General features: G+C 69.9%; 19 protein-coding genes and 2 pseudogenes. 13 read left to right on the top strand and 8 right to left on the bottom strand.

Going from position 1 to position 22,247, the window contains the following annotated elements:
• Positions 1-866 precede the first annotated feature (866 nt).
• Positions 867-1,022 (bottom strand): hypothetical protein, encoded by a 156-nt coding sequence (locus AB0N06_RS29505; protein WP_366137735.1) that lies wholly within the window; start codon positions 1,020-1,022, stop codon positions 867-869.
• A 165-nt stretch (positions 1,023-1,187) separates the two neighbouring features.
• Here AB0N06_RS29505 and AB0N06_RS29500 point away from each other — a divergent pair, with 165 nt between their 5' ends.
• From AB0N06_RS29500 to AB0N06_RS29490, 3 genes are all read left to right on the top strand, one after another.
• A complete protein-coding gene (locus AB0N06_RS29500) occupies positions 1,188-2,246 on the top strand; it encodes an NAD(+)/NADH kinase (protein ID WP_366137733.1) in 1,059 nt (352 codons plus the stop codon).
• Positions 2,247-2,429: 183 nt separating this feature from the next.
• Positions 2,430-4,271, top strand: coding sequence for a glycoside hydrolase family 15 protein (locus tag AB0N06_RS29495; RefSeq protein WP_366137731.1), 1,842 nt, complete (start codon positions 2,430-2,432; stop codon positions 4,269-4,271).
• An 83-nt stretch (positions 4,272-4,354) separates the two neighbouring features.
• Positions 4,355-4,558: a hypothetical protein gene (locus AB0N06_RS29490; RefSeq protein ID WP_366137730.1), complete on the top strand. Its 204-nt coding sequence runs from the start codon at positions 4,355-4,357 to the stop codon at positions 4,556-4,558.
• 628 nt (positions 4,559-5,186) lie between these two features.
• On the opposite strand, the gene AB0N06_RS29485 is transcribed toward AB0N06_RS29490, so the two are convergent.
• The gene (locus AB0N06_RS29485) at positions 5,187-6,206 is read right to left on the bottom strand and encodes an alcohol dehydrogenase (RefSeq protein WP_366137729.1); all 1,020 of its coding nucleotides are present in this window, start codon (positions 6,204-6,206) and stop codon (positions 5,187-5,189) included.
• Positions 6,207-6,988: 782 nt separating this feature from the next.
• Between AB0N06_RS29485 and AB0N06_RS29480 the strand changes: the two genes are divergently transcribed.
• Positions 6,989-7,474 carry a lamin tail domain-containing protein gene (locus AB0N06_RS29480; RefSeq protein WP_366137728.1) on the top strand — a complete coding sequence of 162 codons (486 nt, stop codon included), beginning with the start codon at positions 6,989-6,991 and terminating at the stop codon, positions 7,472-7,474.
• 267 nt (positions 7,475-7,741) lie between these two features.
• Here AB0N06_RS29480 and AB0N06_RS29475 read toward each other — a convergent pair whose 3' ends face one another.
• Positions 7,742-7,888 (bottom strand): hypothetical protein, encoded by a 147-nt coding sequence (locus AB0N06_RS29475; protein ID WP_366137727.1) that lies wholly within the window; start codon positions 7,886-7,888, stop codon positions 7,742-7,744.
• Positions 7,889-8,115: 227 nt separating this feature from the next.
• Between AB0N06_RS29475 and AB0N06_RS29470 the strand changes: the two genes are divergently transcribed.
• Together AB0N06_RS29470 and AB0N06_RS29465 are read left to right on the top strand one after the other, a co-directional pair.
• Complete coding sequence (locus AB0N06_RS29470) at positions 8,116-9,132, top strand: serine hydrolase (RefSeq protein ID WP_366137726.1); 1,017 nt, start codon at positions 8,116-8,118, stop codon at positions 9,130-9,132.
• A gap of 145 nt (positions 9,133-9,277) precedes the next feature.
• Positions 9,278-10,012, top strand: a pseudogene (locus AB0N06_RS29465) (IPT/TIG domain-containing protein); the annotation flags it as partial.
• An 8-nt stretch (positions 10,013-10,020) separates the two neighbouring features.
• On the opposite strand, the pseudogene AB0N06_RS29460 reads toward AB0N06_RS29465, so the two are convergent.
• Positions 10,021-10,233 (bottom strand): annotated as a pseudogene (locus AB0N06_RS29460) (RNA-guided endonuclease TnpB family protein); the annotation flags it as partial.
• A gap of 41 nt (positions 10,234-10,274) precedes the next feature.
• Positions 10,275-11,315 (bottom strand): LacI family DNA-binding transcriptional regulator, encoded by a 1,041-nt coding sequence (locus AB0N06_RS29455; RefSeq protein WP_366137725.1) that lies wholly within the window; start codon positions 11,313-11,315, stop codon positions 10,275-10,277.
• Between the two features lie 191 nt (positions 11,316-11,506).
• Between AB0N06_RS29455 and AB0N06_RS29450 the strand changes: the two genes are divergently transcribed.
• From AB0N06_RS29450 to AB0N06_RS29435, 4 genes are read left to right on the top strand one after another with little or no spacing between them, the layout of a single operon-like run.
• Complete coding sequence (locus tag AB0N06_RS29450) at positions 11,507-12,409, top strand: ABC transporter substrate-binding protein (protein ID WP_366137724.1); 903 nt, start codon at positions 11,507-11,509, stop codon at positions 12,407-12,409.
• A complete protein-coding gene (locus AB0N06_RS29445; protein ID WP_366137723.1) occupies positions 12,406-13,509 on the top strand; it encodes an amino acid ABC transporter permease in 1,104 nt (367 codons plus the stop codon). The genes AB0N06_RS29450 and AB0N06_RS29445 overlap by 4 nt, the downstream gene beginning before the upstream one ends.
• A gap of 1 nt (position 13,510) precedes the next feature.
• Positions 13,511-14,254, top strand: a complete 744-nt coding sequence (locus AB0N06_RS29440) for an amino acid ABC transporter ATP-binding protein (RefSeq protein ID WP_366137722.1) — start codon at positions 13,511-13,513, stop codon at positions 14,252-14,254.
• Entirely contained in the window at positions 14,251-15,006 is a 756-nt protein-coding gene (locus AB0N06_RS29435) for a type 1 glutamine amidotransferase (protein ID WP_366137721.1), read from the top strand. Before AB0N06_RS29440 ends, AB0N06_RS29435 begins: the two co-directional genes overlap by 4 nt.
• A gap of 102 nt (positions 15,007-15,108) precedes the next feature.
• Here the strand turns inward: AB0N06_RS29435 and AB0N06_RS29430 are convergent, their stop codons facing one another.
• Positions 15,109-16,164: a hypothetical protein gene (locus AB0N06_RS29430; RefSeq protein ID WP_366137720.1), complete on the bottom strand. Its 1,056-nt coding sequence runs from the start codon at positions 16,162-16,164 to the stop codon at positions 15,109-15,111.
• A gap of 23 nt (positions 16,165-16,187) precedes the next feature.
• Here AB0N06_RS29430 and AB0N06_RS29425 point away from each other — a divergent pair, with 23 nt between their 5' ends.
• The 3 genes from AB0N06_RS29425 to AB0N06_RS29415 all read left to right on the top strand — a co-directional run bounded on the left by AB0N06_RS29425 (position 16,188) and on the right by AB0N06_RS29415 (position 19,011).
• Complete coding sequence (locus tag AB0N06_RS29425; protein ID WP_366137719.1) at positions 16,188-17,174, top strand: winged helix-turn-helix domain-containing protein; 987 nt, start codon at positions 16,188-16,190, stop codon at positions 17,172-17,174.
• A 413-nt stretch (positions 17,175-17,587) separates the two neighbouring features.
• Positions 17,588-18,073, top strand: a complete 486-nt coding sequence (locus AB0N06_RS29420; protein WP_366137718.1) for a lamin tail domain-containing protein — start codon at positions 17,588-17,590, stop codon at positions 18,071-18,073.
• 419 nt (positions 18,074-18,492) lie between these two features.
• Complete coding sequence (locus AB0N06_RS29415) at positions 18,493-19,011, top strand: hypothetical protein (RefSeq protein ID WP_366137717.1); 519 nt, start codon at positions 18,493-18,495, stop codon at positions 19,009-19,011.
• 161 nt (positions 19,012-19,172) lie between these two features.
• Here AB0N06_RS29415 and argG read toward each other — a convergent pair whose 3' ends face one another.
• A complete protein-coding gene (argG, locus tag AB0N06_RS29410; RefSeq protein WP_366137716.1) occupies positions 19,173-20,618 on the bottom strand; it encodes an argininosuccinate synthase in 1,446 nt (481 codons plus the stop codon).
• A gap of 217 nt (positions 20,619-20,835) precedes the next feature.
• Complete coding sequence (gene fumC, locus AB0N06_RS29405) at positions 20,836-22,230, bottom strand: class II fumarate hydratase (protein ID WP_366137715.1); 1,395 nt, start codon at positions 22,228-22,230, stop codon at positions 20,836-20,838.
• Positions 22,231-22,247 lie beyond the last annotated feature (17 nt).

Raw genomic sequence — 22,247 nt, 5'->3', positions numbered from 1 at the left:
ACGACCGGGGCGACCAGGGCGGGGACGAGTGGTAACACAGCCGCTTGCGTCATAAGGAAACCCCGGCCCGTCGGAATCGGGCCGGGGTTTCCGGCATACGGCGGCATTCCCCGGCAGACACCCAAGACCCCCGCACCCGCTACGCCATGCCCGACGTCCACCGAGGCGCCCCGCGTGTCGCCGTAGCCGGCCCCCTGCGGGCTGCGGCGGATCGAACACTTTGTGGTCCCGGTCCCACCGGATCCACCTCCGCACCAAAGGGCGGCCAGCTCACGCCATCAGACCTTCTTTCGAGGGGGCCACCGGCTTTAGTCGGTGGGGGAATCGTATCCTTGCAGCGTAGGCGTGGAGCGCCGGAGTTCTCTTTGCCGCTGTCGGTGATGGTGAGACAGGCACGGCCTGCATGGTGTGTGTTGTGTCTGTGGCGCGGAAGGTTCGCCGGTATTCCGGCGGTGTGTGCTCCCCGGACCTATCCGGGGGGAGTCACTCACGACGCCTACGTCTCGAACCTCGACTCGCAGACCGCAATGGGGCTGATCGGCATGTTCCTTGCGGACGAGGCCGAGCGATCCGGCGCCGACGTCCGGGTGTTCGGAGCAGGGGGGAGCATCGAGGTGTGAAGGCGTGAGCGTCGCCCCAGGGGGAAACGCCCTCATGGCGAATGACCTGGCGCACTCGTCCGCCTTGCAGGCTCGGGCTCTGCCTGGACGGCGACGGCGCGGGTCGCACCGGGACCGGATCGGCGGGACGGCCACGACCAGCGGCTTGGACACTGTTCCGCGGTGGCCCGCCGTGCGCCCACCTCGATCTCGGTGTTCATCGGGGGCCGGCGCCGCACCTGAGCATCGTGGCGGCCGGCCCGGCCTTCAGCTTTCGTCGTCCTCCGCCCGGCGCTCGCCCTCGGCCTGGGACGGCTGGGTGCGTGTGGTCGCCGGATGCCGCTGCTCAGCCGGATTCATGTCCTCTTCCAGCTGCTCACCCTCGGCCTGCGACGGAGTCGGGTACTCGTCGGTCGGACGCATGGGTGCCCCCGCAGCAGCCGGCGCTGCGACAGAGGCCTCACCGGTCCGTGTCCACGCCTCCTCTTGACCGGCGCAGGAGAGGGACGTCACCGGCCGGTCCGGTGGCCACGAGGAAGATCCGTTGCGATCTGCGCGGCGTGCCGGGGCGGTCTACGGTGAGAAGTGATGCCTCTGAATCGGCTGGGCCTGGTTGTCCACCAAGGCCGGCCCGCCGCCGTCGCGGCGGCGCGGACCGCCCGCCTGTGGTGTGCCGCGCGCGGCATAGCCTGCACCGACATCGACGTGTGGCGGGAGGGGGAATCGCGGCACGGCGGCCAGGAGGAGGCCGAGGCGGCGGGCCACCCCGGGCTGATCATCACGTTCGGCGGTGACGGCACGTTTCTGCGCGGGGCGCGGATCGCCGCCAAGGACGGGGCGGCGGTGCTGGGCGTGAACGTGGGCCGGCTCGGCTTTTTGACCGAGATCACCACCGACCAGGTGGAGGACGCGCTCGACGTTCTCCACCGGGATCAGGCAGTGATCGAGGAGCGGATGGTGCTCACGCTGCGCGCGTCGCGCCCGCTTCGGACGCCCGTCGGCCTGGACACGGTGCTGTGCTACGGGCGCGGTCCCGCACTGCCCGCGCCGGCCGTGCGCCCCGCCGGGGTGCAGACGGCCGGCTGGGGTGTCGCCCTGGACGTCACCGCCGTCAATGACGTGGTCCTGGAAAAACTCGCCCGGGACCGGCAGGCGAGCGTGGCCGTGTACCTGGCCGGGCAGCTGCTCGCCTCCTACTCGGCCGACGCGGTGATCGTGGCAACCCCCACCGGCTCGACCGCCTACAACTTCGCCGCGGGAGGGCCGGTTCTGGACCCCGCCGCCGACGCCATCGTCTTCACCCCGGTCGCTCCGCACATGGCCTTCGACCGCACCGTGATAGCCGCGGTCGACGAGGCGGTTGTGGTACACGTGCTGCCGCATTCCGGCCGGGTGGCCGTGAGCATCGACGGGCAGACACGCGGAGTACTGGAACCGGGGGACTGGGTTGCCGCCTACCGCGCACCGTACCGGCTGCGCCTGGCCCGTCTGGCACCGCTGGCGTTCTACCACCGGCTGCGCGAGCGCTTCCAGCTGGCCGACGCCCCGGCGTCCGCCGTCGACCAGACCCCGCTCTTCCACCGGCCCGACACCCCGCCACCCGACGATCTGGCCCACCTGCGCCGGCCCACGCCGCCCGCCGCATGAACGCACGACCGGTGATCTCGCCGGCTCTGCGAGGCCGACACCCCGCCGCCACATCCGCGGCGCGGCACACGGCGATGGCGGCTGCAGCAGCCGAGCCAGGCACACATGCGTGGCGATTTAAGCTGTTATCAGGGTTGTTTTCGGCTTCGCGGCGGTGGCGCCGCGGTGGCAGGGAGGCCTGGCATGGCGTTCGAGAGTGCCGGATGCAGTGGATACGGGCAAGGGGCGCCCCCGCGCTACCTGCCGATCGCCGACCACGGCCTGATCGGCGACCTTCGTACCGTCGCGCTCGTGGGCACCGACGGCACGATCGACTGGTACTGCTGCCCGCGATTCGACGCACCCAGCGTGTTCGGCTCCATCCTGGACGCGGACCGGGGCGGATCGTTTCAGCTGGCCGCCGACGTGCCCGCGCGGACCCGCCAGTTCTACTTTCCCGACACCAATGTGCTGATCACACGGTTCTTCGCCACGGACGGGGTGGGCGAGATTCAGGACTTCATGCCCATCGGCGACGAATCGGGCGAGGCCCACCGGCACCGGCTGATCAGACGCCTGCTCTGCGTCCGGGGCTCGCTTCCGTTCACCGCGCGGGTGGCTCCCCGCTTCGGATACGGGACCGAACCGCACAGCGCACGCCTTGAGGGCGACAGGGCGCACTTCGAATCCAAGAACCTGTCCCTGGCACTGACAGCCACCGTGCCGCTCGAATGCGACGGCACGGACGCCTGGTCGCACTTCAAGCTGCTGGAAGGCGAGTCCGCAGTCTTCGCCCTCGACCGGATCGGGGCAGAGGTCGCCGTGCGCGGGTGTGCCCGGCGCGAGGCGGAGGAGGAGTTCCAGGCCACGGTCCGCTTCTGGCGGCACTGGCTGGGCGCCTCGCGCTACCACGGACGGTGGCGGGAGATGGTGCACCGCTCCGCACTGACCCTGAAGCTGCTCGTCTACGCGCCGACCGGCGCGATCGTGGCCGCGCCGACGACGAGCCTGCCCGAAGAGATCGGATGCGAGCGCAACTGGGACTACCGGTACACGTGGGTCAGGGACGCCGCCTTCTGCATCTACGCCATGCTCAGGCTGGGCTTCACCTCGGAGGCCGAAGCGTTCATGGGCTTTCTGTCCTCCTGCATCATGTGCGAGGACGAGGCCACCGGACCGCTGCAGATCATGTACGGCATCGACGGACGCCGCGAGCTTCCCGAGCGCGAACTATCACATTTCGAGGGATACTTGGGGTCTTCTCCGGTACGGGTGGGAAATGCCGCCGCGACCCAGCTCCAGCTGGACATCTACGGAGCGCTCATCGACTCCATCTACCTCTACGACAAGTGGGGGCAGCCCATCAGCAGCCACCGCTGGGACGAGGTCGGCGCCGTGGTGGACTGGGTCTGCGACCACTGGGACCAGCCGGACGAAGGCGTCTGGGAGATCCGCGGGGGACGACGGGACTTCCTGTACTCGCGCCTGATGTGCTGGGTGGCCATCGAGCGGGCCATGCGCATGGCGACCCGGCGCGGCTTGCCTGCCGATCTTGTCCGGTGGGGGAAGAGCCGTGACGCGATCTACCGGCAGATCATGAGACGCGGCTGGTCGACCGAAGCCGGCGCCTTCGTCCAACAACTGGACGGCGACGTCCTCGACGCCTCCGTGCTGATGATGCCCCTGGTCAAGTTCGTCTCCCCGGTCGACCCGAAGTGGCTCGCGACGCTGGACGCCCTCGGCACGAAGCTGGTCGCCGACTCGCTCGTCTACCGCTACGACACGGGAGCCAGCCCGGACGGCCTCCTGGGCACCGAGGGCACCTTTTCGATCTGCTCATTCTGGTACATCGAAGCCCTCACCCGGGCCGGCCGCCTGGAGGAGGCCCGCCTGGCCTTCGAGAAAATGCTCACCTACTCCAACCATCTCGGCCTGTACGCAGAGGAAATCGGACCGACGGGAGAACAACTCGGCAACTTCCCACAGGCCTTCACCCACCTGTCCCTCATCAGCGCCGCCTTCAACCTCGACCGAGCCCTCGGCTGAACCCGCCGGCCCCGAGGGACGCCCGAACACACCGCCCGGCACCACCCGGCCTGCGGCCGCCTCGCCCCACGACGCTGACCAGCGTGCTGGACCGACTGGAACGACGCGGCCACATCACCCGGGGCATCCGCCCGGGCGACCGCCGGGCGGTTCTCATCGAGCTCACCTCTTCCGGGCGCCTGGCCGCCACTACAATCCGGCAGGCGTCACCGACCTGGAGCACCGCGCGCTCGGCGACCTGCCCGCCGATGCTGTCGCCGCCCTGCGCACTGCCCCGCAAGCCCTGACGAGCGGTTCGGCCACCGCGAGCATGTCCACCTGACGTGGCTGGCCGTGCGACAGTGCGGCGTGCCCACGGCGGTCGGCCTGGTCAGCGACGGCATCCAGCGCACCGCCCGATACGCGGGTGCGCCCCAGAAATACCACGCGACCGTCAGCCGCGCCTGGGTGGAACTGGTTGGGCACCACGCGGACGAGCGTGACGAAAGCGACTTCGCCGCGTTCGCCAACCACCACCCCGCGCTGCTCGACAAACGACTGCTGACCCGCTTCTACCGCCCGGCAACGCCGGCCGACCCGCAGCCGAAGAACGGCTGGGTCGAGCCCGACCTCGCCCCATTCCCTTGGCAGGACACCGCCCGGCAGGACCCGCTGCGGCCGCAACGGAGCAAGTGCCGGCGTGCCCGGCGAAGTGCCCAGCCGGGTACAGGTGAGTGTGCTCGGCATGGTGAACGCGGCTGGGCAGCAGGAGACACAGGTCGGTGGTCCGCACACTCGGGTGACATGCCTCCTGTTCGCCTGCGCCGGGCCCAGGGCGTGGACCTGCGCATCGACGACACCGAGGGTCCAGGTCCGCGGTCCCCGTGCGGGCCGAGGCCCGCCGGTCCGCTCCGCGCACCCGGTTACAGGTGCTGGTCAGTTGCCAGTGGTGAGCACCATGCGGAAACGGGCCGCGCCGCTGAGCATCCGCTGGAAGGCTTCGTCGACTTCCTCCAGCGGCACCGTCTCCACCATCGGCTTCACCCCGGTGCGCGCGCTGAACGTCATCGTGTCCTGAACGTCCTGGGCGGTGCCGGACGGGTGGCCGTGGACGGAGCGGCTTGCCCCGATCAGCTGCAGCGGGCTGATCTGCAGCGGCTCGGGGGTAACGCCGATGACGATCAGCTGTCCACGGTGACGCAGGCCGTCGACGGTGGCAGTCATCGCGTCGGAGTTGGCCGCCGTGGCGAGCACGACGCGGGCGCCCCCCAGCGCTTGGAGGGCTTCGGCGACGTTGACGGCGCTGCTGTCGATGTAGTGCCGGGCGCCGAGCTCCCGGGCCAGTGGCTCCTTCCCCTGGCCGCGGGCGATAGCGACGGTGTCGAAGCCGAACCGGTTGGCGTACTGCACTGCGAGGTGTCCCAGGCCGCCGACGCCGAGGATCGCCACCAGGTCACCAGGCCGGGCAGAGCTGTGCCGCAGAGCGTTGAAAGTGGTGACACCGGCGCAGCCGAGCGGCGCGGCCAGGGCGGCCGGCAATCCGTCAGGAATGCGCGAAAGCGCGGATACGGGGGCCACCATGGCGTCGGCGTAGCCGCCGGGGTAGGCCCAGCCGGGAACCTGAAGATTCTGGCAGTCGATGAAGTCACCTTCACGGCAGGGCACGCAGTGGCCGCAGTGGCCACCGAACCAGCCGACCTCCACGCGGTCGCCGACCTGCCATCCGCTCACGCCTTCGCCGAGGGCGTCGATCCGCCCGGCGACCTCGTGGCCGGTGACCAGCGGGAACTGCACGCCGGGAAAGCCGGCTTGGACGAAGCTTGCATCGGTGTGACAGATGCCTGCCGCCTCGACGGTGATCCGGACGTGGCCGGGGCCGGGCTGCGGCAGTTCCCGCTCGACGATTTCGAACTTCCCGCCCGCGGCGCTGACCTGGGCGACACGCATCGTGTTCATGGAACTCTCCGTTGTAGAGCAAGGGGACAGGGGGAAGTGTGAGACCGGTCGAATGCTGGTCGAAACCAAGGTTCGTACGACTGTTCCAGGGAACGGAATTCCCGATGGATATAACCGGTCAAGAGATCACTGTTCAGGATATTCCCGATCTCCTGAAGAGCCCGGAAGCCGGGCGCACGAAGAACTCCCGGAAAAGGAATGTCTGTGTCGTTCCAGGTTCTGTCCGGCCGATCGCGCCCGGAACTAGACCATGACGGCTGCGGCAGCGGTCGTGCCGGGGAGGACCGTCCGGCTTCTTGCGCGGTCGGCCAGGCCCGGGCCGGGGGACTCGGATCGTGTCCGGCGCCGGCTCCAGCAGTCCCTGCCGTGCGCGTGCCCGGCGTGCACCGCCGACGCACCCGGCCTCTGCGGGCGGGTGTTCGGCCACGCGATATGTGTCTGAATTGCATGGCATTGTGGCTGTTACCGATGGGCGTGCTGCTGGACGAGTGGCTTGCGGGGTGCCGCGGCGGGGAGCGTGGGGGCTGGAAAAGGCTTGTCCCCGGTTGCGCGGCGGGTGTGTGGACCCGGCAGCCGATGTCAGGGGCACGCCTGGGCGGGATGTGTGATCAATACAATCGCGCGTTACGGAAATGTCCGCATTAAGTAACACGAACCGGATTCGCTGTCGGTGGCGGGGGAGGTGCTCCAGTCTTTGGGTTCTCGGCCTGAGGGGCCGGGTACCGCACCGCGCAGCATGGCCCTTGACCGGGTCCTGGGCGCCCTTACTTGAGGGGACATCAATGTCTGCTTCTCGTACCGTCCGTCGCATCGCCGCTACCGCTCTGGCAGCCGGCTCCGTCGTCGCCGCGGCGGCGATGCCGGCTTCCGCCGACAGCGACCACGGCCACGGATACAGGCACGGCCGCCACCACTCGTACTCCAACGTTGTCCTCGGCGACATCCAGTACGACAGCCCCGGCCGTGACGACTGGTCGAACCGTTCGCTGAACCGGGAGTGGGTCGAGGTCACCAACACCGGCCGCCGCGCGGTCGACCTGGACGGATGGACGCTCTCGGACCGCGACGGCAACCGCTACCGCTTCGACGACTTGCGCCTGCCCGGCTACGCCACGGTCCGGGTCCACACCGGGCACGGCTATGACACCCGTCGGGACGTCTACCAGGGCAGCTGGGACTACGTCTGGAGCAACTACGCCGACAGGGCCACCCTGCGCGACGACGACGGCCGCACCGTGGACACCCAGTCCTGGGGCTACCGCCGCTGACCCGCCCCTGTCCCTCCACTGACCAAGGGCGCACCTTCTGACCCCGGCGTGCCGCCCTTTTGGTCCGGCGTGCCACCACCCGCACAGGGCGGTGGCGCGCCGCTTTCGTATGCCGGCGGCCGGGTTCTCGCCGCCGCCACCGCGGGCTCCCCGCCGGTCCTTGCCGCACATGGCATCCGCCTGGGCTTTTGCGCACTACCCGTTGCCGGGGCACTGCTCGCCGAGGTGTCGGGCATGGCGAGGGGGCGCCGCAGGCCTGCAGGAGGTTCACAACTGCTGGACCCAGTACCTGGAGACCTGCATCCAGCCGTTGCCGCGAGTTCCGTGCAGGGTGCCGGTGGAGTTGGCCGCGAGTGTGTACCAGGAGTCCACGTAGTCGGGGTCGTTGGTGTGCGAGAGTGGGTCGCCGTCCACGGCGGCGACCCAGACGCCCGGCGCCGCCTGGGCGGCTGCCGCTTCCGCGCCCCGATCCCGCTGGGCCGGCGATGACGATGCCCACGCCCGCCCTTCCGCAATGACCCTATCGGGTGCTAATTCCACAGAGTCCATCTATGGGTGATGTGTGCGGAATCACGAACCATGTCACGCAGCTGTTACGTGGGCCATAGCTATTTCACGGATGGTCTTTTTATCCTCGCGCCATGTCTCGCCATGTGTTCGCTCCGCTGGTCGTCACGTTCGCCCGGCGCCACTCTTCGCGCTACGCCCTGGCCGCACTCGCGCTTGTCATGGCCGGCGGGGCGGCGACGGGCGGCTTTGCCGACGCGGCCGGGGCCGACAGGGCGCGGACCGTCCCGCGGTCGGGCCCGACGGCGGGGACGGTGCCCGGCATCGCCCGGCCGGCCGCGGTCCTCGCGCTGCCGCCCGCGTCCGCCGCGGTGACGCACTCGCCGTCGGTGTCCGTGGCGGCCCTGCGGACCGCCGGGACCGGCGTGGCTCCTGACCAGGCGCTGTCCCGGCGGCTCGCGCCGGTCGTGGCGGCCGGCCCCGCCTCGCTCTCGGTGGCGGTGCTCGATCCGGCCGACGGGCGCACGGCACGGTACGGCGTGCGGGCGGGGACGACGTACGACACGGCCAGCATCGTGAAGGTCGACATCCTGGCGGCCCTGCTGCTCAAGGCCCAGGACCAGCACCGCGGGCTCACGGCGCAGGAGAAGGCGTCCGCCGCGTCGATGATCCGTATCAGTGACAACGCGTCCGCCGACGCACTGTGGCGCGTGATCGGCGAGGCCCCGGGCCTGAACGCCGCCAACCGCAGGCTCGGCCTGACCGGCACGACCGGTGGCGGCGACGGGCACTGGGGGCTCACCCAGACCACCGCGACCGATCAGCTCGCCCTGCTGAGCGCCGTCTTCGGCACCGACTCCCCACTGGATCAGACATCCCGGGCCTACCTGCGCGGCCTCATGGGCGGCATAGCGGCAGGCCAGGACTGGGGCGTTTCGGCGGCCGGCCCCGTCACCGGCCTGAAGAACGGCTGGCTGCAGCGGACCGCGACGGGCCGCTGGGACGTCAACAGCATCGGTCTGGTCCGGGTGGACGGACACGACCGCCTGGTGGCGGTGCTGTCGCGGGGCAGCGTCAGCATGGCGGACGGTGTCCAACTGGTGGAGAAGGCGGCCAAGGCGGCCGTCCAGGCCCTGGACGGGACGGCCTGACGACGGCCGGCCTCCTCGCCGATCCGGCGGATGAGGACAAGCGTCGGCACGTGGGGGAAGGAAGCAGGACAAACACGAGCCCGCGCCGGCCCAGGCGGATCGCAATTCAAGGGGGCCGACCGCCAGTCACGCGCCGGCTCTCACGTCCGCGGCTCCGAGTCAGGGGCCGGTCTCGGGTGGGACGACGGTGACCTTGACCGGCACCAATCTGACCGGGGCGACCGCGGTGAGCTTCGGCGGTACAGCCGTGTCGTTCGGGGTGGGTTCCGCCACCCAGGTCACCGCCACCACACCGCCCGGAACCGCAGGACCCGTCCAGGTCACGGTCACCACCCCGGGCGGCACCAGCAACGGACTCACCTACTTCTACCTCAACCCACCCGCTCTCACCGCACTTTCCTCCAGTCAGGGGCCGGTCTCGGGTGGGACGACGGTGACCCTGACCGGCACCAACCTGACCGGGGCGACCGCGGTGAGCTTCGGCGGTACGGCGGCGGCGTTCACGGTGGTCTCCGCCACCCAGATCACGGCCACCGCCCCATCGGGCAGCGGGACGGTGCAGGTCACGGTGACCACCCCGGGCGGCACCAGCAACAGCCTTTCCTACACCTATGTCGCGGCGCCGACCCTCAGCGCGGTTGCTCCGGGTCAGGGGCCGGTCTCGGGTGGGACGACGGTGACCTTGACCGGCACCAATCTGACCGGGGCGACCGCGGTGAGCTTCGGCGGTACGGCGGTGTCGTTCACGGTGGTCTCCGCCACCCAGGTCACCGCCACCACACCGCCCGGAACCGCAGGACCCGTCCAGGTCACGGTCACCACCCCGGGCGGCACCAGCAACGGACTCACCTACAGCCGAATCCAGCCACCCGGCGTCTGACATTTCCGCCTACGGCCCTCGCGCTTGACCGAGACCGTCCTGCCCCTGCCGGCCACCGGCCGGTGCCGGTGCACCTTGACGTGCCCGACACCCTGGATGCGCACGCGCGTGACCGGGTCGTGCGCGGCGGCATCCCAGCGGCAGCCGTCGCCGTCCTTCGGGAAGACGAGTGTGTCGAAGTGCCCCGCGCCTTTAAAGCGCGGGTACCCCTGACCCCGCATCAGCGGCACCTGGTCTGCGCCATGTTCGGGCCCGGCACCGTTCACGCACGGAGTGTGGACCTGCGGACCACGACGGTGCACGGCACCATCACATTGCGCGGTGCCTTTCCGTCCAGGACATCGATCAGCACCGTCACGGATTCGGCGCCCAGGCGGCGCGCGTCCAGGCTCAGGGCGGTCAGCGGTACATCCCAGTCCTCGGTGCCGCAGGACTGGTCGCTCTCGCGCATCACGCTGACCATCAGGTCGTCGGGGATGCGCAGGCTCAGCCTCCGGGCCGCGATCACCAGGGCCTGGCCGTATGTCTCGTTGAGGCCGTGGACCGCGTCCGGGCTGTCGGGGCCGGACAGAAGCCGTAGCGCCGCATCCACCGGATCCTCGGAGGCAGCCGGTGTCTCGACGAGCGCCGGCCGGCCGGCCGCGGCGCACCACTCGCGGTAGAGGCGCTCGGAATCCAGGGTGTACGCGTCGGGTTCCGGGCCCGACAGGAGACCGACCCGTCTGGCGCCGGAGTCCCGCAGGTGGCCGAGGACTTCGGCCATGCCATGCTCCAAGTCGCTCTCCACGGTGGGTACATCCTCGTATCCCGGATCGATGGGGCGGCCGTCGGTGACCACCGGCATGCGGCGGCGCGCGCAGTCCGCGAGCAGCGGGTCCTCCCGTACCGGGTCGACGATGATGAGGCCGTCCATGGGGACGCGGGCCCACAGCCCGGAGGCCGGATCGCTCGGGACGACGACGAGGGCGTAGTCCCGCTCGACGGCGGTCATGGTGGCGCCGGCGGAGAACGCCGCATAGTACGGGCGGTAAGTGCCGGTCCACGGGCGGTCCGACATATGGCCTACCGCCAGTCCGAGGATGCCGGTGCGTCCGGACACCAGTCCGCGGGCCACGGGGTCGGGGCGGTAGCCGAGCTCCTCGGCGGCGCGGCGGACGCGCTCGCGGGTGGCCGGGGCGATCTGGCCCTTGCCGCGCAGGGCGTGGGACACGGTGGTGATGGACAGGCTGGTGGCCTGCGCCACGTCGCGGATGCCGATCCGCCGACCGGCCTTCCCGGCCCGTGTCGATTTCCGGCTGGTCATGCTCTGGTCGCCCCTCCGTGTCATCCACCGAGCTCCAACGCGCGGCGGCTTCAAGAGTGCCAGAGAACGGCCTGTCCGCACCCTCGGACCCCAAAACGTTTTTCTTTCGATGACCTCGAGGTCTTGACGTACAAAAACGTTTTGGGCAGTGTGGCGCCACCGTTTCCCGGCACCTCTCCTCTAGGAGCTCCATGCGCAGCGTCCGTACGTTTGCCCTGCCCGCATTGACCGCCGTGTTGCTCGCGGCCCTCACGTCCTGCGGCGGTTCCGCGGCCGGCGGCGGAGACTCCACCACCCACACCACGGACGCCAAGGGTTCCCGCACCTACGGCACGTGCCAGGTGACCGGCACCCGCGGCTCGATCCACCTCAAGACCGTCGAGAAGGGCACGCTCACCGTGGTCGGTGACCTTCCCAGCCCCGGCTGGTGGAACGGCGACACCGTGCGTCGGATCGACAGCGGATACGAGTACTGCATGGCCGCGAATCTCGCCTACCGGGCCGGCCTGTCCAAGCTCACCGTGCGCAATGTGTCCTTCGACGCGCTCGTCGCGGGCAAGACCCAGGACTTCGACATGGCACTCGCGGAGATCTCCATCACCGAAGCCCGCCGCAAGGTGGTGGACTTCTCGTCGCCGTACTTCTCCTCCAACATCGGCGTGCTGGTCAAGTCCGGGTCCGAGGTGACCGAGGACAGCATCGGGGGCTTGCGGCTCGGCGTGAAACAGGGCACCACGGGCGCCGACTTCGTCCGCGACCGCCTCCACCCGAAGAGCCAGCCGAAGGTGTTCGCGGGCGACGTCGAGTTGCAGGCCGCGCTCCAGGCGGGCCAGATCGACGCAGCGCTCACCGATGTCGCCATCGTGCTCGGCAAGGCCCAGGAGTCCAAAGGCAAGCTCAAGGTGATCGGACAGTACGACACCGGCGAGTCGTACGGAGCGCTGTACCCCAAGGGCGGCAAGAACTCGGCCGCCCTCGACGGGGCCATCGATGCGATGAAGAAGGACGGCACGCTCGACAAGCTCTCCTCCACCTACCTGGCCCAGGCCTTCGGCGGGGACCCGGCGGCGATCGCGATGTGGAGCGCCAAGTGACTGTGTCCTCCGATCTGTTGAATGTGCTGAAGACCGAGCCGCCGAAGGCCACCGCGCCCCGGCCGGCGCTGCCGCTCGCGGCCGCCGCGGTGGCGGCCGTCCTGGTCACCGTGACACTGACCGCCGCCACCGCCCAGTCCGTGAGCAAGGTCCTGCCCGGCTTTGGCCTGCCGGCCGTCGGCGGCGCGGTCATCGTGGCCGTCGCCGTGCTCACCCTGCTGAGGCCCGCGCTGCGGGCGGTGCGCTCGGGCCGCGCGGCCGCCGCGGCCTGGTCCGGGGACCGGCGGGCCGACGCCCGGCGGGCCGCGTCCGAGGGCCGCGAGGACGCCCGGACCGTACTGGGCTGGTGTCTGGCCGCACTCGTCCTGCTCGGCGCGGTCTGGTTCCTTTTCGCCAATGACCGTGCCGTGCAGCGTACTTTCCTCGACGGCGAAGTGATCGGGATCAGCCTGCGGGAGACCGCCTCCGCGTTCGGCACCAACCTCTTCATCGCCGTCGCCGCGCAGATCCTGATCCTTGTGTGGGGACTGGCGCTCGCTCTCGCCCGGATGGCGCCGGGCCGTACCGGCCGCCCGCTGCGACTGCTCGCCACGGCGTACATCGACGGCTTCCGCGCCGTACCGGCGATCATCGTCATCTATCTGATCGGCTTCGGACTGCCGCTCGCCGAGGTGCCGGTGCTCAGCTCGCTCAGCCCGGTGTGGTTCGCGATCCTCGCGCTCACCCTCACCTACGGCGCGTACGTCGCCGAAGTGTTCCGGGCCGGCATCGAGTCCATCGCGCCCGGCCAGAGCGCGGCGGCCCGTTCACTCGGCCTCTCGCACAGTGCCACGCTGCGCCATGTGGTGCTGCCGCAGGCCACCCGCCGCGTCGTACCGCCGCTGCTCAACGACTTCATCAGCCTGCAGAAGGACACCGCGCTGGTGAATGTCATCGGCACCATCGACGCCTTCAACCAGTCGAAGATCTTCGCGTCCAACCACTTCAACCTGTCCTCGGTGACCGTGGTCGCGGCGCTCTTCATCCTCATCACGATCCCGCAGGCCCGGTTGGTGGACCGGCTGGTGGCACGTGAGCAGCGCCGCAACAAGGGAGCCTGACATGGCCTTCATCGAGATCGACGGGGTGCACAAGAGCTACGGGGAGACCCCCGTGCTCCGCGGCATCGACCTGACCGTGGCCCAGCACCAGGTGGTGACCCTGATCGGCGCCTCCGGCAGCGGCAAGTCCACCCTACTGCGCTGCATCAATGGCCTGGAGGAGATCAGCGGGGGTGAGATCCGGGTCGGCGGTGATGTCGCCTCTGGCCGCGGCACCGATGTGGACCGGCTGCGACGTGATGTCGGCATGGTCTTCCAGCACTTCAATCTGTTCCCGCACATGAGCGTGGTGCGCAATGTCGCCCTCGCGCCGATGCGGGTGCGCGGGATACCGCGCACCGAGGCCGAGGAGCAGGCTCGCGCCCTGCTCGCGCGAGTCGGCCTGGCCGACAAGGCCGACAGCATGCCCGACCGGCTCTCCGGCGGTCAGCAGCAGCGGGTGGCCATCGTACGTGCCCTGGCCACCGGCCCCCGCGCACTGCTGCTCGACGAGATCACCTCCGCCCTCGACCCCGAACTCGTCGCCGAAGTACTGGCCATCGTCCGCGAACTGGCCGCGGGCGGCATGACCATGCTGCTGGCCACCCATGAGATGGGCTTTGCCCGGGAGGTGTCGAACAAGGTGTGCTTTCTTCATCAGGGCGTACTGCTGGAAGAAGGGCCGCCGGAGCAGATCTTCGGCGACCCTCAGCAGGAGCGCACCCGCGCCTTCCTGCGCCGCATCGTCGAGGCGGGTCGGCTGTGAGCGGCGCGCGAGTGCTCGTCGTGGAGCACGAGGACGGCACGGGCCCGGCCCAGTTCGGTGAACGCCTCGCCGAACAGGGCCTGCTGATCGACCTCTGTCGCCCCTGGGCGGGCGACACGCTGCCCCGAACCCTGGACGCATACGACGGGCTGCTGGTCCTCGGCGGATCCATGGGCCCGTACGACGAGGAGCAGGCGCCCTGGCTGCCGCAGGCGCGGAAACTGCTGCGGCAGGCCGCAACCCGGGACCTCCCCACGCTGGGGATCTGTCTGGGCATGGAACTGCTGACAGTTGCCTGCGGGGGCGAGGTCCGGCACGCCGCCCTGCCCGAGGTCGGACTCAATGACCTGATACCCCATCAAGCGGCCTTTTCAGACCCACTGTTCGCGACACTCGTGGACCAGGACAGCTGGTTGCGCGCGGTGCAGTGGCACTGGGAGGAGACGGCCACCCTGCCCGAGGGTGCCGTTGCGCTGCTCACCAGCGAGCGCTGCACCCACCAGGCGTACCGGATCGGCACCGCTGTGTGGGGTGTTCAGTTCCACCCCGAGGTGCTGGCCGACGACATACGCACCTGGGGTACGCAGGACGTCGGTCCGCTGCACGCCCTGGGACTTGAACCGGGCGGGGTCGTCGCCGAGGTGGAGCGCGAGGAGAAGCGGCTGCGCACGCTCTGGGGGGCTCTCGCCGAGCAGTGGGGGTGCATGGTTGCGTCCACCCGACAGCGCATTCCGCCAAAGCGGCGGCCATGAGGGCCAGATGACGGTCGGACCGGTCGGCCTGCCGGCGTGGTCAGCCCAACCGGTCCTCCCCGCCGGGCAACGGGTCGATAAGGGCCGTGCGGCAGGCACCCGTCAGCGGCGCGGACAGGTCGGGTCATCGATCGCGCTGACCGTGAAGGGAGGCGAGCCCGGAGGGTCATCCAGCTGGCTGTTGACGACGTACAGCCGGCAGCCGTGCCGGGCAAGCGTGGTGGGCAGGTCGAACGGCTCGCCGGTGATCCGTGCGGTCACCGTCCCCGTGCGCAGCTCCGCGTCCAGCTCGGCGATGTACACGCCGTGCGGGGCACCGTAGTTGAGCACGGCGTACAGCCTCCGGCCCGACAGCAGCATCCCGTCTGCCCCGAACGACTCACCACCCAGATCCAGTTGCTCGATCACGCGCGTCGCGGTGTCCACCCGCCAGACCGCCTCGGTTCCGTTGGACGACACCAGCAGGGTCTTGCCCGAGCGGTCCGCCACGATGCCGTTGAGCAGCCAGTACTGCGCCGGGAACTGCGGGAACGCGGACCGGATGTCCAGCCACGGTTCGAGCTGCCCCGGGCGGCCGTTGTGGAGAGGGGCCCGCAGGACCACCGGATTGGCCCAGTCCGTGACGTAGACGGCGTCCTTCGTGATCACCAGGTCGTTGAGATGCGGCGGGCCGAGCGGACCGGGCTCGGCCGTACGCTCGGCCAGCAGCCCCCCGTTGCGGTCGTGGACGGTCAGGACAGCGCCGCCCACCGAGAACACCCACCCGTGCCTGTCGGTGTGCACCCCGAGGGAACTGGGGCGGCTTTCGATTCCCTCGGCACGGAACACATCCAGGCGAGAGTCGCGGACATGACCGCGGTACAGCGCGCCGGTGCCGTCGGAGGACACGTACACGGTGCCGTCCCGGTCGACGGCGATCCCCTCCGGCAGGACGCCGGGGGCGTCGGAGACGACGTAGGTGCGAGGCAGCGAGCGGGCGACGGCCCCCTCGGGCGTACCGCCGAAGACGGCGGCCAGGACGGTGGCGAGGAGACAGAGCAATCGTGAGGTGGCGAGCATCGTGGGGACCTCCAGGAGTTCGTGGACCGGCGTGCCGCGCAGGAGCCTGGCCGATACACGATCCGGCCGCATCGCCTTTCGGCTCTCGCGGAAAGGCATGGCCAAGCCGATAATCAGGCGGCGTGATCCGCTTACACTTCTCCGACGCCGACCTGCGCAGGGTCACGGTGGCCCAGGCTCCCGACGCCCTGCTGGAAACGGCGCTCAGCGTGCGTCGTCTGCGGGGCGGAACGCCCACCGGGGGCCCCACGCGCCCCGCCCTCAGCCAGTGGCACAAAGCGATGCAGGACACCCGCCCCCGGCCCGGTGTCCTGCTCGACCTGGTTCCCCGCAACGGTTTTCTGCCGGACTTCCTTCAACAGCCGACGGCCCGGGACTTCGCCACCGCACTCGACCTCGTCACCGCAGCCCCCGCCGAACAGTTGGCCCTGGACCTGGGTCTGGCGGACACGCCCGGGCGCAACGGTTGCCTGGAGCAGCCGAGCCGGTGGGCGCGAGAGCTCGCGAACGGCTCACCGGCGGCGCGGCGGGCCCTGCAGCGCGACCTCCAGGGGTACTTCACCTCGGCGGTCGCCCCGCTGTGGCCGCGGGTGAGGGCTGATGCCATGGCCGACCGGGCGGTGCGCGCCGAGATGCTGCTACGCGGTGGGGTCGACGCCCTGCTCACCACGCTCAGCCCCACGTGGAGCTGGCAGGCGCCCGTACTGACTCTCCCGTCGACGTCCCGGCACGACATCGCGCTGTGCGGCCGCGGACTGCTGCTCGTACCGTCCTGGTTCGCGGCGAGCGCCATGGTGATGTACCGGCCGGAGAAGTCGACGGTCCTGGTCCATCCGATGCTTCTCACCGAGGAGCCGGCCTTCTCGTGCGACGTGCTGGGACCACTGCTGGGCCGGACAAGGGCAGCTGTGCTCGCCGTCCTGCGCGTCCCGGCCACCACGACCGTGCTCGCCGGACGTGCCGGGATCTCCTTGGCGGCGGCCAGCCAGCACGCCACCGTTCTGCGGAACGCCGGACTGGTGGACACCGCCCGGACGGGCCTGTCCGTCCTGCACAGCCTGACCCCGCTCGGACGAGCCCTGCTGGCGGGTGAGGAACCGTCGTTCTGAGGCCCGCCCCGGCGCGGAGGCGGCGACAGAAGCAGCCGGCGCCCAGCTCACCACCCCCTCTATGTGTGCCTGAATCATGCGGTGTTGTGGCTGTTACCAATGATGTGCGCTGGATGGGTGGTTCGCGGGGTGATGCGCCGGGGTGTGCCGGGGAGCTGGAAACGGCGTGGTTCCGGCCGTGGGGCGGGTGTGTGGATCCGACAGCCGATGTCAGGGGTATGCCCGGGCGGGATGTGTGACCCATGCAATCGCGCGTTACGGAAATGTCCGCATTAAGTAACACGAACGGGAGTCGCTGTCGGTGGCGGGGGAGGTGCTCCAGTCTTTGGGTTCTCGGCCTGAGGGGCCGGGTACCGCACCGCGCAGCATGGCCCTTGACCGGGTCCTGGGCGCCCTTGTTTGAGGGGACATCAATGTCTGCTTCTCGTACCGTCCGTCGCATCGCCGCTACCGCTCTGGCAGCCGGCTCCGTCGTCGCCGCGGCGGCGATGCCGGCTTCCGCCGACAGCGACCACGGCCACGGATACGGGCACGGCCGCCACCACTCGTACTCCAGCGTTGTCCTCGGCGACATCCAGTACGACAGCCCCGGCCGTGACGACTGGTCGAACCGTTCGCTGAACCGGGAGTGGGTCGAGGTCACCAACACCGGCCGCCGCGCGGTCGACCTGGACGGATGGTCGCTCTCGGACCGGAGCGGCAACCTGTACCGCTTCGACGACTTGCGCCTGCCCGGCTACGCCACGGTCCGGGTCCACACCGGGCACGGCTATGACACCCGTCGGGACGTCTACCAGGGCAGCTGGGACTACGTCTGGAGCAACTACGCCGACAAGGCGACCCTGCGCGACAACCGCGGCCGCACCGTGGACACCCACTCCTGGGGCTACCGCCGCTGACCCACCCCCGCCCCTGACCGAGGGCGCACCTTCCGCCCCCGGGGTGCAACCCTTCGGGTCCGGCGTGCCACCACCCGCACAGGGCGGTGGCACGCCGCTCTCGTACGCCCGGGTCCCCCGCTTCCCACCACCTGGCACGGTGCACGGTCGCACCATCCGGGAAAAAGCTGCAGGGCCCTGGTCTGAGGGCCCAGGGCCCAGGCGTACGCATCCGAGGGATCGAAGATGTGCACGCCGCAGGGCCCAACACCCGTAACGAGGGGAACGTCACGGGTACCACGCCCCGAGTCCGGACGCAGACGCCACGTACCTGAAGGCGCTCTGAGCCGCCGCTGCCCTGAACGCGCCATCGCGATGTCCTCGACAGAGACCGGCGGGCGGTGCGTGCGCTGCCTCCTTTGTGCGGTGAAGCTGAGAGGGTGAGCATCAGAAGCGTGCATCCGGTGAGTGCGGAGCAGATCTACGCAGCCCTCGTCGCCCTGGGGGCTGAACCGGTACTGGATCCGGACGTGTGGCCCCAGGGTCCGCAGGCCGAGGACCGGCTGCGACTGCTGGGCGCCCTGCTGGCCAAGACAGAACTGGAAATCACCGCCTCGACCGGCAGGGGCGGGCAACCGCTGCAGGACGTCGCCGAAGCGCTTCTCGGGTGGACGGAGCAGGCAGGACCCGACTCACAGGTTTCGTCCATCGTGCTGGCGAACCGGTTGCAGCTCACCGCGGTGCAGCTCATGGGGGCCGAGGAGGCGGGGCCTCCTCACCGGGCGGCGTCCTGGGCGGCCGTCGTGGCGGCTACGGACGCACTCAGCGCCCAGCTCTATTTCGAGCGCGGTGACATTCGGGCCACCCGGCGAGCTCTCGACCGGACGGAGGCATCGGTCATCGCGATCCTGCAGGGCTTGCACGACCTTCGCGCCGCCATCGGCGATATCGAGGAGTAGAGGGAAATCGTGAGCCCGCTGGACCGCCGGCCGCGTCGTTGACCTGCGAGAAGGTACGTCCGTGGAACTCGTGAGACCGTCTGCGCGGGCGCGCGGCGCTCTTGCATGCGACCGGGCTCGGCCCGCTCCGGTCCCCTGCCCGGAGCGGGCCGACGCACCGGTCAGTCGGTGCCGAACTCCATCGCGGCGCGGTCCAGCAGCTCGTCGTCGCCGGAGACCTCGCCGCGGGAGGCGATGGCCTCGGCACCGCCCTCCGGCATGGTGCCGATCAGGCCGGTCGCCGCCTGCGCGGCGCCGATCAGCGCGGGGTGGGTCGTGCCGACGATGCCGAGGCCGGCGTACTGCTCGAGCTTGGCGCGCGAGTCGGCGATGTCGAGGTTGCGCATGGTGAGCTGGCCGATCCGGTCCACCGGGCCGAACGCCGAGTCCTCGGTGCGCTCCATCGAAAGCTTGTCCGGGTGGTAGCTGAATGCCGGGCCGGTGGTGTTCAGGATCGAGTAGTCCTCACCGCGCCGCAGTCGCAGGGTCACCTCGCCGGTGACCGCCGAGCCGACCCAGCGCTGCAGCGACTCGCGGACCATCAGCGCCTGCGGGTCCAGCCAGCGGCCCTCATACATCAGCCGCCCGAGGCGCCGTCCCTCGTTGTGGTAGTGGGCGAGGGTGTCCTCGTTGTGGATCGCGTTGACGAGGCGCTCGTACGCGGCGTGCAGCAGCGCCATGCCGGGTGCCTCGTAGATGCCGCGGCTCTTCGCCTCGATGATCCGGTTCTCGATCTGGTCCGACATGCCCAAGCCGTGGCGGCCGCCGATCGCGTTCGCCTCCATCACCAGGTCGACCTGGGAGGCGAACTCCTTGCCGTTGATCGTCACCGGGCGGCCCTGGTCGAAGCCGATCGTCACGTCCTCGGCGGCGATCTCGACCGAGGGATCCCAGAACCGCACGCCCATGATCGGTTCCACGGTCTCCACGCCGGTGTCGAGGTGCTCCAGCGTCTTGGCCTCGTGGGTGGCGCCCCAGATGTTGGCGTCGGTCGAGTACGCCTTCTCGGTGCTGTCGCGATACGGCAGGCCGTGGGCGACCAGCCATTCCGACATCTCCTTGCGGCCGCCCAGCTCGGAGACGAAGTCGGCGTCGAGCCACGGCTTGTAGATGCGCAGGTGGGGGTTGGCGAGCAGGCCGTAACGGTAGAACCGCTCGATGTCGTTGCCCTTGAACGTCGACCCGTCGCCCCAGATCTGTACGTTGTCCTCGAGCATCGCCCGGACCAGTAGGGTGCCGGTGACGGCGCGGCCGAGCGGCGTGGTGTTGAAGTAGGCACGGCCGCCCGAGCGGATGTGGAACGCGCCGCAGGCGAGCGCGGCCAGGCCCTCTTCGACCAGCGCCTCCCGGCAGTCGACCAGGCGCGCGACCTCGGCACCGTAGGCCTTCGCACGGCCGGGCACCGAGGCGATGTCGGGCTCGTCGTACTGGCCGATGTCGGCGGTGTAGGTGCACGGGACGGCACCCTTGTCGCGCATCCACGCGACCGCGACGGACGTGTCGAGGCCGCCCGAGAAAGCGATGCCGACGCGCTCGCCGGTGGGCAGGGAGGTGAGAACCTTAGACATAGGAAGAGTATGTATGTATTCGCATGATTATGCAAGATGGCTTGCCGTGTACGGCCATGCACCGCTTGGGCGTGGCCGCACGGCCCGCCTCACCCTCGTCTGCTTCGACGGCGTCCACTCGCAGCCCACGCCACCGCCCTGGATCAACCATGCGATCACGCTGGACGTACGCGCAGGGACCAAGCCCGGGCACGCAGGAACGTGCCCCCGGCACCGGTCAGACCATCTGCTCCGGCTTCACGATGCGGTCGAACTGGTCCGCGGTGATGTAGCCGCTGGCGAGGGCGGCTTCGCGCAGTGTGGTGCCCTCGCGGTCGGCCTTGTGCGCGATGGCCGAGGCCCGGTCGTAGCCGAGCACCGGGGACAGGGCAGTGACCAGCATGAGGGAGCGGTCCACGAACTCACCGATCCGGTTCCGGTCGAGGTCGATCCCTTCGATGCAGAACTCGCGGAGCTTGCCGCAGGCGTCGCCGAGAATCCTCGCCGAGTGCAGGAAATTGTTGATGATGACGGGGCGCATCGCATTCAGCTCGAAGTTGCCCTGCGTGCCGGCGAAGGCGACGGCCGAGTCGTCTCCCAGGACCTGGATGCAGACCATCACCATGGCCTCGCACTGTGTCGGATTCACCTTTCCGGGCATGATCGAGCTGCCCGGCTCGTTCGCCGGGAGGACGAGTTCGCCGAACCCGCAGCGCGGCCCGGAGGCCAGCCACCGGATGTCGTTGGCGATCTTCATCAGCGGTACGGCCAGCGCCCGCAGACCGGCCGAGGCCGCCGCCATGGCGTCCAGTCCGCCCTGCGCGGCGAACTTGTTCGGCGCGGTCCGAAACGGCCGGCCGGTCAGCTCGGCGATCTGCGCCGCGACGTCCGTGCCGAAACCGTCAGGAGCATTGAGCCCGGTGCCGACGGCGGTGCCGCCCGCGGCCAGCTCGTACAGCCCGGGCAGTGTGGCGCGGATTCGCTCCAGCGCGTCGTCCAGCTGGTGCGTGTATCCCGACCATTCCTGGCCGACCGTCAGCGGGACCGCGTCCTCCAGATGGGTCCGGCCGATCTTGACGACGTCGTGCCAGGCGCGGGCCTTGGCGTCAACAGCGTCCCGCAGTCGCCGCACCTGCGCGATCAGATGGTCTTCGATCTCGAGAACGGCGGCGATGTGCATGGCTGTGGGAAAGGTGTCGTTGGAGGACTGCCCCATGTTGACGTCGTCGTTGGGGTGGACCGGGCTCTTGGAACCGAGCTCCCCGCCGACGAGCTGGATGGCCCTGTTGCTGATCACCTCGTTGGTGTTCATGTTGGACTGGGTGCCGGAACCGGTCTGCCATACGAAAAGCGGGAAGTGCTCATCCAGTTGACCGCCGGTCACCTCGTCCGCGACCCGGGCGATGAGGTCGGCCTTCCACCCGGGCAGCCTGCCCGCCCGCCCGTTCACCAGCGCCGCAGCCTTCTTGACGTAGCCGTACGCATGGTAGACGGCCTTCGGCATCCGGTCGTCGCCGATCGAGAAGTGCAGCAGCGACCGCTGGGTCTGGGCGCCCCAGTAGCGGTCGGCCGGCACCTCGATCTCACCCATGGAGTCGGTCTCGCGGCGGGAGCCCGTCGCGGTCAGCCCCACCGGCAGGCCGAGGATAC

The sequence above is a fragment of the Streptomyces sp. NPDC051020 genome, from assembly GCF_040683105.1.
Lineage (GTDB): Bacteria > Actinomycetota > Actinomycetes > Streptomycetales > Streptomycetaceae > Streptomyces.
The sequence above is the reverse complement of the archived record's forward strand: the minus strand, read 5'-3'. Positions and strand labels throughout refer to the sequence as shown.

Excerpts from the sequence above, each read along its gene's own strand:
- argG (WP_366137716.1), bottom strand. The coding sequence starts at position 20,618 with ATGTCTAAGGTTCTCACCTCCCTGCCCACCGGCGAGCGCGTCGGCATC.
- AB0N06_RS29420 (WP_366137718.1), top strand. The coding sequence starts at position 17,588 with ATGTCTGCTTCTCGTACCGTCCGTCGCATCGCCGCTACCGCTCTGGCA.
- AB0N06_RS29495 (WP_366137731.1), top strand. The coding sequence starts at position 2,430 with ATGGCGTTCGAGAGTGCCGGATGCAGTGGATACGGGCAAGGGGCGCCC.
- AB0N06_RS29480 (WP_366137728.1), top strand. The coding sequence starts at position 6,989 with ATGTCTGCTTCTCGTACCGTCCGTCGCATCGCCGCTACCGCTCTGGCA.
- AB0N06_RS29440 (WP_366137722.1), top strand. The coding sequence starts at position 13,511 with ATGGCCTTCATCGAGATCGACGGGGTGCACAAGAGCTACGGGGAGACC.
- AB0N06_RS29485 (WP_366137729.1), bottom strand. The coding sequence starts at position 6,206 with ATGAACACGATGCGTGTCGCCCAGGTCAGCGCCGCGGGCGGGAAGTTC.
- AB0N06_RS29430 (WP_366137720.1), bottom strand. The coding sequence starts at position 16,164 with ATGCCTTTCCGCGAGAGCCGAAAGGCGATGCGGCCGGATCGTGTATCG.
- AB0N06_RS29500 (WP_366137733.1), top strand. The coding sequence starts at position 1,188 with ATGCCTCTGAATCGGCTGGGCCTGGTTGTCCACCAAGGCCGGCCCGCC.
- AB0N06_RS29455 (WP_366137725.1), bottom strand. The coding sequence starts at position 11,315 with ATGACCAGCCGGAAATCGACACGGGCCGGGAAGGCCGGTCGGCGGATC.
- AB0N06_RS29505 (WP_366137735.1), bottom strand. The coding sequence starts at position 1,022 with ATGCGTCCGACCGACGAGTACCCGACTCCGTCGCAGGCCGAGGGTGAG.
- AB0N06_RS29470 (WP_366137726.1), top strand. The coding sequence starts at position 8,116 with ATGTCTCGCCATGTGTTCGCTCCGCTGGTCGTCACGTTCGCCCGGCGC.
- AB0N06_RS29450 (WP_366137724.1), top strand. The coding sequence starts at position 11,507 with ATGCGCAGCGTCCGTACGTTTGCCCTGCCCGCATTGACCGCCGTGTTG.